The following is a 12,690-nucleotide window of genomic DNA, read 5'->3' on the forward strand; positions in this document are numbered from 1 at the left end:
AGGGCAGGGACATCGCCTACCTGGACGTGAAAAACTACAACCAGGTGTGCGTGCTGGGCTCCAAGATGGCGGACGCCCTCTTCAACTACATGGACCCGGTGGGCCAGACCATCACCATCAACAACATCCCCTTTGAGGTCATCGGTGTCTATGCCGAGAAGGACCCCAACAACATGACCGGCATGGACCGCTACATTGTGCTGCCCTATTCCATGAACCGGGTGCTCAACGGCCAGACCAGCATGGATACCTTTGTGGCCAAGGCCAAGGACTCCGAGTCCACCACCCGGGCCATTACCCTGCTGAAGGGCTTCCTCCAGGGGGTCATCGACCCCAACAGCGGCTACTACAGCGTCACCACCCCCAACCAGATGCAGGAGGAGGGGGCCGAGCAGGACAAGATGCAACAGCGCTTTTTGGGCGGCATTGCCGCCATCTCCCTGGCGGTGGGCGGCATCGGCATCATGAACATCATGCTGGTCACCGTCACCGAGCGTACCCGGGAGATCGGCATCCGCAAGGCCATCGGTGCCGAGCGCAAGAGCATCATCGCCCAGTTCCTCATCGAGGCCTGTATGATCTGCGGCATCGGCGGGATCTTCGGCATCATCGTGGGCTATATCGGCACGCTGATCGTGGGGAAGCTGTCCTTCCACACCATACTGATACCAAACGCCGGGATAACGGTGGGCGCCTTCTTCATCTCCGTTGCCCTGGGCGTGGCCTTTGGCCTCTATCCTGCCATCAAGGCCTCCGGTCTCCAGCCGGTGGAGGCCCTGCGGGCAGACTAAAGGAGTGAGATCATGAAAAAGAGAACTTGGCTTTCCGCCCTGCTGGCGGTGGCGCTGCTGGTGAGTATGCTGGTGATGCCCTCCGCCTCCGCGGCCGGCAACTCGGCCTTTACCGATATCACCGACCCCGACCAGGCCAACGCCGCCGAGATGCTGCGGCTGCTGGGCGTGGTGAACGGCACCGGCGGCGGCGCCTTCCGGCCCCAGGGCACCCTGACCCGGGGTGAATTCTGCAAGATGACGGTGGAGATCATGGGCCGGGGCGACGAGGAACCCGCCCAGCGCAGCCGCACCATCTTTACCGACGTCAGCTCCACCCACTGGGCCAGAGGCTATATCAATCTGGCCGCCTCCATCACGGTGGGCGGCTCCGCCGGCGGCGATGGAGAGAGCTCCACGGCGGGTACCCGCCTCATCATGGGCGTGGGAGACGGTTCCTTCCAGCCTGACCGGGTCATTACCTGCGGCGAGGCGGTCACCATCCTCATGCGGGTGCTGGGCTACGGCGACGGCGATGTGGCCGGCGGCCTCAACTGGTACGACGGCTATATGGGACTGGCCAGCTCCGCCGGACTGCTGGATAAACTGAACCTGACCGGAGCCTCCACCATCTCCCGCGGCCAGGCCGCCATTCTGTTCTACAATCTGCTCTTTGCCAAGACCAAGGGCAGCGACAGCCTCTACCTCACCGGCCTGGGCTGCAAGGTGGAGGACGGCGGTATCCTGCTGGATGTGAACGCCACCCTGGCCGGCTCCAACACTGCGGTCAAGACCACCACCGGAACCTACAAGACCGACCGGGCGGGGCTGGACGAGAACCTGGAAGGAATGCAGGGCGACGTGGTGCTGGACAAGAACGACAAGCTGCTGGCCTTCCAGCCCAAGGAGAACATCACCAGCCGGGCGGCAAATGTGGCTGAGTGGGCCTACAACGAAGCGCGCCTCACCGGCGGCGAGACCCTGGAGCTGCCGCCTCAGACCACCGTCTATCAGGACGGCGAGAAGAAGGTGTATGAGGAGCTGTGGCAGGATCTGAAGCCGGGCACCCCCGTTACCTTCTACTACACGGCGGAAGGCAAGGTGGGCTATCTGTTCCTGCGCTCCGCCTCTGCCTCCGACACCGCTATGGTGGCCCGGAGCGTACCCTCCGGAAATCCCTTTACTGCCCTGACCAAGGGGGAGGGCAATTACCAGATCTACAAGAACGGGATGCCCGCCACCGTCAATGACATCCGCCAGTATGACGTGGCCACCTATGACAGCGGCGCTAAGGTCATGAACATCTCGGACCTGCGGCTCACCGGTATGTATGAGAACGTCTACCCCAATACCGATACTCCGGCCAAGATCTGGGTCATGGGGAAGGAACTGCCAGTGCTGCCCTGTGCGGTAGAGGATCTGCGCAACTTCAAGATTGGCGATACTCTGACTCTGCTGCTTACTAATGACGGCAAGGTTGCCGGTGTGGTTACCACTGCTGCAGCCAAGGGCAATGCGGTGGGCTATGTGGAGAGTATCACCGAGGACGGTAAGGCTACCGTGCAGCTGCTGGACAGTGTGCTGGGCAAGGTGGAGGGAAAAACCTCCTACCGGAAGGACAGCGCCACCAAGATGATGGGTGAGCTGGTCACCGTTTCCTCCAATAAGCAGGGCCAACTCACTTTGACCCGGCTCACCGGCGGCTCCTCCAGCGGGGTTACCGGCAAGCTGGATGTGGCTGCCCGTACTCTGGGCGGCACACCCCTGGCTGACAACGTAGCGGTGTACGAGAAGGTGGGCAGCAGCAAGCTCCAGCCCGTTAAGTACAGCCAGATTACCGCCGTCAGCGTACCCGCCTCCAAGATCCTGTATGCCAGCAAGGACTATGCCGGCCGGTACAATGTGCTGGTACTGAACGACGTGACCGGCGATCTGTATACCTACGGCTTTATGAGTAAAGGCACGTGGAAAACAGATTCCAGTTTGGGCGAGATCGTTAACTCGACGGTAATTGTGACCACTTCCGGCAAGGACGAAGGAACTAAACTGGAATTGGTGGGCGGCGTGGAGGTGCCCCGCAATGCGGTCGGGGGTGTGGTAGCCTCCCTGAACACATTAAAAGATGGTCCTGCCAAGATCGCCGGTTATGTGTTCCTGAAGGAACTGGACGGCGTACGCCGCAGCGCCTTTGACATGAAGGCCAAGACGGTGACCACCACCGACATGGTGCTGCCCATCTCGGACAATGTGGTGTGCTACAACAAGACCACAGGCAAGTGGTTTGCAGAGCATGAGGAGGCTATGGATAACCTCAATGCGGCCCGCGCCTTTTCCGACAACATCACCATCTACTACGACCGTACGCCGGAGGACGGCGGCAAGGTCCGTATGGTAGTGGTACAGTAAGCATCAAGAAAGCCGCCCCCGCGTGAAGCGGGGGCGGCTTTTTGTGTTTCAAATCAACCCTTCAGGCGCTCGGCCCAGGCAGCATACTTGGCTACCTTCTCGTCGGCCTCCGCCTTGGTGGCGCCGTTGGCCAGGATATACACCTTGACCTTGGGCTCGGTGCCGGAGGGACGGACGATGAGGCTGGTGCCGTCGGCCATCTCGTAGCGCAGCACGTTGGAGCCGGAGAGCTCCATGGTGCTCTTGCTGCCGTCGGCCACGGTGACCACGGAGCCGTCCTTGTAGTCCTTCTGCTGGGTCACCGCCACGCCGGCGATCTCCACCGGGGGGTGCTCCCGCAGACCGGCCATCAGGTCAGCCATCTTCTTCAGCCCGTCCAGACCGGGCATCACCAGGTTCAGGGTCTTTTCGCCGTAGAAGCCGTACTTCTCATAGCACTTCTGGAGGGCGTCGTACAGGGTCATGCCCTGACCGGCGTACCAGGCGGCCATCTCGGTGAGGGCCAGAGCGGCGGTGACGGCGTCCTTGTCCCGGACGTAGTCGCCCAGCATATAGCCATAGCTCTCCTCGTAGGCGAAGATCACCTTGCCCTCGCCGGCGTTCTCCAGTTTGTCCTTCTTCTCGGCCAGGAACTTGAAGCCGGTAAAGGTGTCATAGCAGGCCAGACCGTTGGTTTCAGCCACCTTGCGGGCCATCTCGGTGGTGACGATGGTCTTGAGGGCCACCGGCTTGTCCGGCATCTTGCCGGTGCGCTGCTTGGCGCCGATCAGGTAGTCCAGCAGGAGCACGCCGGTCTGGTTGCCGGAGATGGTGATGTACTCGCCCTGGTCGTTGCGCACCATGATGCCCACGCGGTCGGCGTCGGGATCGGAGCCCAGGATGAAGTCGGCCCCTTCCTTCTTGGCCAGATCCACAGCCAGGTAGAAGCCCTCGGGATTCTCCGGGTTGGGGGAGACCACGGTGGGGAAGTTGCCGTCAATAACCATTTGCTCGGGGACACAGATGACGTGCTTCATGCCCAGACGCTTCAGAGCCTCGGGGATCAGCTTGTAGCCGGTGCCGTGGAAGGGGGTGTATACCATCTTAAAGGTGTCGGCTACCTTCTCCACAGCGGCCTTGTCGTTGACCTGGCCCATCACATTGGCCAGGAACTTTTCGTCGGTCTCCTCGCCCATGAGGGTGATGAGTCCGGCCTTTACTGCCTCGTCATAGTCCATGCGCTGGATGGAGTCGAACAGATCCAGCTCCTCCATCTTGGCGGCAATGGCGGAGGCGTGGTGGGGGGGCAGCTGAGCGCCGTCCTGCCAGTAGACCTTGTAGCCGTTGTACTCCTTGGGGTTGTGGCTGGCGGTCACGTTGACGCCGGCGATGCAGTGGTACTCCCGGACGGCAAAGGACACCTCAGGGGTGGGACGCATGGCGTCAAACAGGCGGACCTTGATGCCGTTGCCCGCCATGACACAGGCGGTCTCACGGGCGAACGTCTCGGAGTTGTTGCGGCAGTCGTAGCACACAGCCACGCCACGCTCCACCGCCTCGGGGCCCTCAGCCTTGATGACCTCGGCGAAAGCCTGGGTGGCGTGACGGATGACGTGGATATTCATCTGATGCAGGCCCACGCACATAGTGCCGCGCAGACCGGCGGTACCAAACTCCAGAGGAGCAAAAAAGCGGCTTTCGATCTCCTTCTCGTCGCCGGAGATGGAACGCAGTTCCTCCTTCTCCGCCTCGCTGAGAGCGGGACTGTTCAGCCACTTTTCATATACATCACGATAAGCCATGGGAATTACCTCCAATACCTCAATTTCAGCAAAAGCACATCTCTGCGCTTGTGATTATAGCACAAACTGACCGGTATATCTACCCTGTTTTTTGGGAGTTTACGCCGTAAGCTGCAAAAAATTTCCTGCTCTTTACTTGTGGTACCCGGAGCCCTCCACGATCTTGAAGCAGCGGTAGATCTGCTCCAGCAGCATGACCCGGGCCAGGTGGTGGGGGAAGGTCATGGGGGACATGGACAGCCGCAGATCGGCCTTTTCTTTCAGGGAGGGGTGCATCCCGTAGGAGGAGCCGATGAGGAAGGTCAGGGTGTTTTTGCCCTGGCCCGTCCACCCCTCCAGACGGGCGGCCAGTTTCTCGCTGGAGAGAAGCTGGCCCTCCACGCACAGGGCCACCAGCGCCCCGCCCTTGGGAATCTTGGCAGTGACGGCAGCCGCTTCCTTTTCCAGGGCGGCGTCAATCTGGGCCCGGGAGGGGTTCTGGGGCAGCCGCTCCTCGGGCAGCTCGGTGAGCTGGAGCTTGCAGTAGCCCCCCAGCCGCTTGACGTATTCCGCCGCTCCGTCTATGTAGAATTTCTCCTTCAGCTTGCCCACGCAGATGATATGGATGGAAACGCCTTTCATACGGTGTACCTCCGTCCCGGCTCGCTGCGGGGGGCCACCTCCAGCAGCACGTCCCGGCCGGGAACGGCTCCCATGCGTGTGAGGGAATCCCCCACCACCTGCCGGGCCCGCTCCGGGGTGTTGTTCTCGTGGGACAGGTGGGCCAGTACCACGGTGGAGGCGCCTGCCGACACAGCAGAGCACACCAGGGCAGCCCCCGCCTCGTTGGACAGGTGGCCCCGGTCGCCCAGGATGCGGTCCTTGAGAAAGTAGGGGTAGGGGCCGGAGCGGAGCCACTCCACGTCGTGGTTGGCCTCGGCTACCAGCAGATTGGCGCCTCGAATACCTGCCTCCACCGCCTCTGTTACATGGCCCAGGTCGGTGACCACCGCCGCCTTCCGCCCGCCGGCGGAGAGGGCGTAGCCGGTGCTCTCGGCGGCGTCGTGAGGGGTGGGGAAGGTCTCAATGTCGATGGAGCCGATGGAGAAGCACTCCCCCGGCGTGAAGGGGTGGAGGACCTCCTCTAGAAAGGCGATGCGGTAGCACAGCTGCCGCCCGGTGCCCCGGCTGGCGTATACCGGTACTTTCCGCTGTTTGGTCAGGGTGGTGAGACCGGAGATATGGTCGGTGTGCTCATGGGTGATGAGTACGGCGGACAGGCTGGCGGGGTCGACGCCCAGCCCCTTCAGGGCGGTGGTGATCCGGCGGCAGGAGATGCCGGCGTCCACCAGGATATGGGTGGCACCGTCACTGACCAGCAGGCTGTTGCCGCTGGAGCCGCTGGCCAGGGTACACAGTTGAAGCACAAAATCGCTCCTTTCCAGAAAAAACAGGCGGGGGAGTTCCCCCGCCTGCATAAGATTTATGTTGATTATCCAACCTGGGCCTGTTTGTCCTCGTCGGGGGTGACCACCACACGAATGTCGGCGCCCACGCCGGACAGCTTGCGGACGATGTCCTCATAGCCGCGCTCGATGTGGTGGATGTGGCCGATCTCTGTGGTGCCCTGGGCAGCCAGTCCGGCAATAACCATGGCCGCGCCTGCCCGCAGGTCACAGGCCTGGATGCGGGCGCCGGTAAACTTCTCCACGCCCTCAATGACGGCAATCTTGCCGTCCACCTGGATCTGAGCTCCCATGCGGCGGAACTCGTCCACATAACGGAACCGGTTGTCCCACACGCCCTCGGTGATGACGCTGGTGCCCTCAGCCAGACAGAGGACAGCGGCGATCTGGGGCTGCATATCGGTGGGGAAGCCGGGGTAAGGCAGGGTCTTGACGTTGGTACGGGTCAGCTTGCCGGTGCGGCGCACCAGCACGGCGTCGTCCCGCTCCTCCACGTCCACGCCCATCTCCAGCAGCTTGGCGGTGATGCACTCCAGGTGCTTGGGGATCACGTTCTTGATGAGCACTTCGCCGCCGGTGGCAGCCACGGCGGTCATATAGGTGCCCGCCTCGATCTGATCGGGAATGATGGAGTAGGTGCCGCCGGTCAGCCGCTCCACGCCCCGGATCTTGATGACGTCGGTGCCGGCGCCCATGATCTCGGCGCCCATGGAGTTGAGGAAGTTGGCCAGGTCCACAATGTGGGGCTCCTTGGCGGCATTTTCAATGATGGTCATGCCGTCGGCCAGCACGGCGGCCAGCATGATATTCATGGTGGCGCCCACGGAGACGATGTCCAGATAGATCTGGGTGCCCATCATCCGGCCATTGGAAGCCTTGGCATGGATGTAGCCGCCCCGGACGTCCACGTTGGCCCCCATGGCCACAAAACCCTTGATATGCTGGTCAATGGGCCGGCCACCGAAATCGCAGCCGCCCGGAGGGGGAACCTCCGCGGAGCCAAAGCGGCCCAGCAGAGCGCCGATCAGGTAGTAGGAGGCCCGGATCTTGCGGGCCAGCTCCTCAGGTACCCGGGCATTGCGGATGTGGGAGCAGTCCACGTCCACGGTGGTACGGTTGACCGTACGCACGTCGGCGCCCAGTTCCTGCAAAATGTTGAGCAGCAGCGTTACATCGCTGATCTGAGGCAGATTTTCAATGCGGCATACCCCGTCCACCAACAGGGCGGCGGGGATGATGGCAACAGCGGCGTTTTTTGCGCCGCTGATGTCGATCTCTCCAAAAAGCGGTTTCCCGCCGTGAATCACATACTTTGTCAAAATGCAACCCTCTATTCCTTCCGCCGGGGAACACACCCACGCCGGCGGCATCCAAGGCCGGATCAGACCGGCACCATAAAGCATCTGCAAACGCCTGCCTGCGGCAGAGCGCTCCAATACGTATACATTATAACATAACCTGCCATAAAATCAAAGACATTTCTTTAATGCCTCTGTGACAGGGATGTTTTGATCATAATTTACCCTGCTATGCGGGAAATATACCAATGAGTCAGACAAAACGGACGCAGAATCCGGAAAAAAGATCCGTACTGCCCGGCGCATTGGGTCCGGAATATTATACCCTATGGGACTGCTTCTGTCTTTCTGAAAAATGCACAAAAAAAGCCACGGGAAGCTGTGAATTTCGCAGCCTCCCGTGGAAGAATATGGATGACATTCTTTATTTGCTCTGTTTATCCCGTACCAGGATGTGGGTCACGTTGGGCTGGCTGGTAGGACGCACATCCACCTCAAAGCGGGAGAGGGATTTGACCAGCTTGGACAGCTTGGAAAAACCGAAGTTCCGGGGGTCGAAGTCGGGCTGCTTTTTCACCAGCAGATTGCCCAGCTCGCCCAGAGCGGCATAGCCGTCCTCATCGGCAATTGTATCCACCGACTCGGCAATGAGCTTGACCACCGCCTGGGGGACCTTGTGTTCCGCTTCTGGAGGCTGTGCGGGAGCCTCCTTCTTTTTCTGGGGCTTCTGGGCCTTGGGTTTTTCTTCCTCCGCCCTGGCCTGTTCCGCTGCCGCCCGGATGACCTCAATGTAAACAAACTTATCGCAGGCCACAATAAAGGGATTGGGTGTTTTCCGCTCTCCCATACCGTAGACCTTTTTGCCCGCCTCCCGCAGCCGGACGGCCAGACGGGTGAAATCGCTGTCGCTGCTCACCAGCACGAAGCCGTCCACCTGGCCGGTGTAGAGGATGTCCATGGCATCGATGATCATAGCCGAGTCGGTGGCATTCTTGCCGGTGGTATAGCTGTACTGCTGGATGGGGGTGATGGCGTTCTCCAGCAGAGGGCCCTTCCAGGAGGCCAGGTTGGGGGTGGTCCAGTCTCCGTAGATCCGCTTGATGGTGGGGGTGCCGTATACCGCCACCTCCGCCATGATGTCGCCCAAGGCCGAGCGGGGCGCGTTGTCTGCGTCGATCAGCACTGCCAGGCGCAGGTCGGTCTGTTCTGACATAGTTGTCCTCCTTGCTGTGAATCTTACACGGTCCACTCCGGCTGCCCCCTATGGCGCTGGAAACCGGGTGGAGGAAAGAACAAGATTATCATACACCATATGCCTCCGTTGGAAAAGGTGCAGAATCAAGAATATTAGATAGAAATATTATACAGATTAGAGTATGTAAGGAAGGAAAATGATTGAAGTTGAAGGAAAAAGAAAAAATTTGAGCAATTTTTCGCGCAATCCTCTTGACTTTTTCAGAGACGGAACTATAATGTAGTCGCTTCAGGCGGAAGCGGTGTTTTGTGTGACATCGCTCCGCCTGCAATGCTTTTCCCTCGCGGCAGGGGGCGCGCGGCTCTGCCCGGAGGCAATTTGAGGAGGGTTCTTATGGTTACGTTCTTTGTTTGCCTGATTTTGCTGATTGTAGGCTTCTTTACCTACAGCAAGCTGGTGGAGAAGATTTTCCGAATTGATGACCGCCCCACCCCCGCTGTGGCCCATCCTGACGGGGTGGACTACGTCCCTATGAAAACCTGGCGTATTTTCCTGGTCCAGCTGCTGAATATCGCCGGCCTGGGTCCCATCTACGGCGCTCTGTCCGGCGCCTGCTGGGGTCCCTCGGTCTATCTGTGGATCGTCTTTGGTACCATCCTGGGCGGCGGTGTGCATGACTTCCTGTCCGGCATGATGAGTGAGCGCAACGACGGCAAGTCCATTTCCGAAGTTGTTGGCCTGTACATGGGCAAGGTCATCACCTTTATCATGCGCGTGTTCTCCGTGGTGCTGCTGGTCATGGTGGGCGTCAACTTCTCCGTGGGCCCTGCCGGCCTGCTGGCTCAGCTGACCCCTGACTACCTGTCCACCATGTTTTGGCTGGTGGTCATCATGGTGTACTACCTGCTTGCCACCTTCCTGCCCATTGACAAGATTATCGGCAAGCTCTATCCCGTATTCGGTATCTGCCTGATTGTCATGGCTCTGGGCATCGGCGGCGGTATCCTGGTCCAGATGGGCGGGGATATGCCGGAGCTGTCCATTGCCAGCCTGACCACCGCTCATCCCGGCGGACTGCCCAAGTGGGCTATGATGTTTGTGACTGTGGCCTGCGGCGCCATCTCCGGCTTCCATGCCACCCAGTCCCCCATGATGGCCCGCTGCATCACCAGCGAGAAGCAGGGCCGCACCATCTTCTACGGCGCCATGGTGGCCGAGGGCATCATCGCCCTGATCTGGGCTGCCGCCGGCGTTACCTATTACACCAATCACGGCTCTCTGCTGGACGGCATGACTGGCCTGACCAACGCCATCGCCGCCGGCGGCTCCGGCGGTGTGGTCTTTGAGATCTCCACCGGCCTGCTGGGCACCGTGGGCGGCATCCTGGCCATGATCGGCGTGATCGCCTGCCCCATCACCTCCGGCGACACCGCTTATCGTGCTGCCCGTCTGACCATCGCCGACTGGTTCCACATCGACCAGTCCAAGGTGGGTCCCCGTGCCGCTCTGTCCGTCCCGCTGCTGGGTGTAGGCGCCGTTATTGCCCTGGCGCTGCCCTGGGATGTGCTGTGGCGCTACTTCTCCTGGGCCAACCAGACGCTGGCTATGATTGTGCTGTGGACTGGCGCTGTGTTCCTGCACAGATACGGTTATCCGCCCAAGGCCTGCTTCATTGCGGCTCTGCCCGCCACCTTTATGTCCGCGGTGTCTGTGACCTACTTCATCCAGGCCCCCGAGTGCCTGAACCTGTCCACCTCCATTGCGTACCCGGTGGGTATCGTGGTGGCCGCTGTGTTCCTGGGTATCTTCATCTGGCGCACTCTGATTGTGGGCAAGGACGACGTGAGCACGGTTGCCGCCCATTGAGTTCTTCCTGTATAATAAAGATCCGGAGGGATTTTCCTCCGGATCTTTTTTTGCATTCTTTGCAGCAAAACAACACCTGAAAACGTATATAGGGTGAAAGGGGGAGAGGAAACTATGGACCCCAACCGGTTGGAAGCACTGATCCAGATCCATCAAAATACCCTGTACCGGGCTGCCTTGGCCATTCTTGGGGATGCCCATGAGGCGGAGGACGCGGTGCAGGACGCCTTCCTGCGCTGCCTGGAGAAGGGGCCGGAGTTTGAAAGCCCCGCCCATGAGAAGGCCTGGCTGCTGCGGGTCACCGTCAACGGCTGCAAAAGCCGCCTGCGCTCACCCTGGCGGCGGCGCACCGCTCCGCTGCTGGACACCTACCCCGCGGCCGGACCGGAGGAGCAGAGCCTGATGGAGGCCATCGGGGCACTGCCCGCCAGGGACCGGGCGGTGCTCCACCTCTATTATTATGAAGGATATCAGACCGCGGAAATCGCCGAAATGACCGGCTGGCGGGAGGGTACCGTCCGCTCCCGGCTCACCCGGGCCAGGGCAAAGCTGGGGGACCTGCTGAAAGGAGAAATGCAATGAACCGATATCGTAATTATATGGATCGCATCTCCGCTCCGGAATCCCTGGCGGACCGGGTGTTGGAGGGAAAGCGGCCCCGTCGGGCCCGTCCCGCTTTGGCGGCGGGCGTTCTGGCGGCCTGCTGTCTGGTGGCGGCGGCAGGCGGCTGGCAGCTGTGGCAGGGGAGAAGTCTGGCCGGGCCGGACTCCACGGCGGGGGTAGCGGCCACGCCTGCCGTGACACAGACCATCCCGGAGCGGGGCTATGCCCTGGTGGTGGAGGATGCCTTCGGAGGACAGCCCCACAGCTTCCCCAATGTACCCGGGTATGATTACCATTACCCCGACTGTACCGGCTCGGACGTCGTGATAGGCGACTACGCCTATCCGGAGGGGTGGTTCATGGAGCTGTTGTCCGCCCAGGAGATCATCAACGTGTTGGGGGGGACCGATCAGGTACCTTGGCAGTTAGATTGGACCGGCTTCGGCCTGGGCGGCATGGTGATCTACGACGGGGAGGGGAACCCCTGGCGGATCGAGATCATCGGTCAGCGGGGAGAGGATACCCTGTATCTGGAGCTGTGGCCCGGCCGGGAACCCTTCCGTGACCTGGTCTATGACGATGCCAGCGTGGAGACTGTGGACGGAATGAAGGTGACCACCTATTCCCTCTATTATGACCGGGATGGGGACGACACCAAGGAATACACCTACCATGCCGATTATTTTGACGGCGCCATAGGGGTGAACTTTACCTGTACCAGCAAAGACGAGGGGATCGCCGCCTGGCTGACCAATCTGGTGGTGGGTCACAAGGGATTTACCGCCGACGGCCTGACTACCCCCGCCGGCGGGCAGCATATGGACCTGGGTACCGCCCGACTCTACGGCAGCGGGGAGCTGACCCTGGGCGAGGCCTATCAGCAGGAGCTGGCCGCTTATCTGCCCGACCGGTCGGCCCTGCCCGACGGCTTTACCTTTGAAAGCGCCCACTGGCATTTCGACGAGGTGGAGGACAGTTTGAGCATCCTGTGGTGCCGGGGATATGACACTGTGAGCGTGAAGGCAGCCCTGCTGCTGGACTCCAACACCGGTGAGCAGCTGGACACGGACGTGCTGCCGGACGAGATCACGCCCCAGGCAATGGAGCAGCGGTTCGGCCGCTATGTGGACGATGACCTGGGGGATACCCCAGGCTGGCGATACGAATCCTTTACTGTTCACTATTTCCGCAACGGGGAACCCACGGTGGCTGTCACCTATAGTATCAAGGGCCTGGACCCGGAGCAGGCCGCCGCCTTTGTGAACAGCTGCCAGGGAGAATGGAGCCTGGATTAAGATCTGGAGAAAAGAAGCGCCTGCCGCTGCC

Annotated in this window: 10 protein-coding genes; 5 read left to right on the forward strand and 5 right to left on the reverse strand. The window is 60.8% G+C overall.

Annotated elements, in window-relative coordinates; genetic code table 11:
• Positions 1-791 (forward strand): ABC transporter permease (locus IHN22_RS00005; RefSeq protein ID WP_191432952.1); only part of this gene is annotated, 791 nt, incomplete at its 5' end.
• Between the two features lie 12 nt (positions 792-803).
• Positions 804-3,176: an S-layer homology domain-containing protein gene (locus tag IHN22_RS00010; RefSeq protein ID WP_191432953.1), complete on the forward strand. Its 2,373-nt coding sequence runs from the start codon at positions 804-806 to the stop codon at positions 3,174-3,176.
• Between the two features lie 53 nt (positions 3,177-3,229).
• On the opposite strand, the gene IHN22_RS00015 is transcribed toward IHN22_RS00010, so the two are convergent.
• The 5 genes from IHN22_RS00015 to IHN22_RS00035 all read right to left on the reverse strand — a co-directional run bounded on the left by IHN22_RS00015 (position 3,230) and on the right by IHN22_RS00035 (position 8,913).
• Positions 3,230-4,957, reverse strand: a complete 1,728-nt coding sequence (locus tag IHN22_RS00015; RefSeq protein ID WP_191432954.1) for a phospho-sugar mutase — start codon at positions 4,955-4,957, stop codon at positions 3,230-3,232.
• Positions 4,958-5,089: 132 nt separating this feature from the next.
• Complete coding sequence (rlmH, locus tag IHN22_RS00020; protein ID WP_191432955.1) at positions 5,090-5,578, reverse strand: 23S rRNA (pseudouridine(1915)-N(3))-methyltransferase RlmH; 489 nt, start codon at positions 5,576-5,578, stop codon at positions 5,090-5,092.
• Positions 5,575-6,363, reverse strand: coding sequence for an MBL fold metallo-hydrolase (locus IHN22_RS00025; RefSeq protein WP_191432956.1), 789 nt, complete (start codon positions 6,361-6,363; stop codon positions 5,575-5,577). The genes rlmH and IHN22_RS00025 overlap by 4 nt, the downstream gene beginning before the upstream one ends.
• Positions 6,364-6,428: 65 nt before the next feature.
• On the reverse strand, positions 6,429-7,721 hold the full coding sequence (locus tag IHN22_RS00030; protein ID WP_087388721.1) for a UDP-N-acetylglucosamine 1-carboxyvinyltransferase: 1,293 nt from the start codon (positions 7,719-7,721) through the stop codon (positions 6,429-6,431).
• A gap of 403 nt (positions 7,722-8,124) precedes the next feature.
• Positions 8,125-8,913, reverse strand: a complete 789-nt coding sequence (locus IHN22_RS00035; RefSeq protein WP_087188840.1) for an NYN domain-containing protein — start codon at positions 8,911-8,913, stop codon at positions 8,125-8,127.
• Positions 8,914-9,288: 375 nt separating this feature from the next.
• Here IHN22_RS00035 and IHN22_RS00040 point away from each other — a divergent pair, with 375 nt between their 5' ends.
• The 3 genes from IHN22_RS00040 to IHN22_RS00050 all read left to right on the forward strand — a co-directional run bounded on the left by IHN22_RS00040 (position 9,289) and on the right by IHN22_RS00050 (position 12,659).
• Positions 9,289-10,761 carry a carbon starvation CstA family protein gene (locus tag IHN22_RS00040; protein WP_191432957.1) on the forward strand — a complete coding sequence of 491 codons (1,473 nt, stop codon included), beginning with the start codon at positions 9,289-9,291 and terminating at the stop codon, positions 10,759-10,761.
• A gap of 114 nt (positions 10,762-10,875) precedes the next feature.
• Entirely contained in the window at positions 10,876-11,343 is a 468-nt protein-coding gene (locus IHN22_RS00045; RefSeq protein WP_191432958.1) for an RNA polymerase sigma factor, read from the forward strand.
• Positions 11,340-12,659 carry a hypothetical protein gene (locus IHN22_RS00050; RefSeq protein WP_191432959.1) on the forward strand — a complete coding sequence of 440 codons (1,320 nt, stop codon included), beginning with the start codon at positions 11,340-11,342 and terminating at the stop codon, positions 12,657-12,659. The genes IHN22_RS00045 and IHN22_RS00050 overlap by 4 nt, the downstream gene beginning before the upstream one ends.
• The last annotated feature ends 31 nt before the right edge of the window (positions 12,660-12,690 follow it).

This window comes from Flavonifractor sp. An112 (assembly GCF_904377885.1).
Classification (GTDB): domain Bacteria; phylum Bacillota; class Clostridia; order Oscillospirales; family Oscillospiraceae; genus Flavonifractor; species Flavonifractor avicola.

Excerpts from the sequence above, each read along its gene's own strand:
- IHN22_RS00045 (WP_191432958.1), top strand. The coding sequence starts at position 10,876 with ATGGACCCCAACCGGTTGGAAGCACTGATCCAGATCCATCAAAATACC.
- rlmH (WP_191432955.1), bottom strand. The coding sequence starts at position 5,578 with ATGAAAGGCGTTTCCATCCATATCATCTGCGTGGGCAAGCTGAAGGAG.
- IHN22_RS00035 (WP_087188840.1), bottom strand. The coding sequence starts at position 8,913 with ATGTCAGAACAGACCGACCTGCGCCTGGCAGTGCTGATCGACGCAGAC.
- IHN22_RS00010 (WP_191432953.1), top strand. The coding sequence starts at position 804 with ATGAAAAAGAGAACTTGGCTTTCCGCCCTGCTGGCGGTGGCGCTGCTG.
- IHN22_RS00050 (WP_191432959.1), top strand. The coding sequence starts at position 11,340 with ATGAACCGATATCGTAATTATATGGATCGCATCTCCGCTCCGGAATCC.
- IHN22_RS00015 (WP_191432954.1), bottom strand. The coding sequence starts at position 4,957 with ATGGCTTATCGTGATGTATATGAAAAGTGGCTGAACAGTCCCGCTCTC.
- IHN22_RS00040 (WP_191432957.1), top strand. The coding sequence starts at position 9,289 with ATGGTTACGTTCTTTGTTTGCCTGATTTTGCTGATTGTAGGCTTCTTT.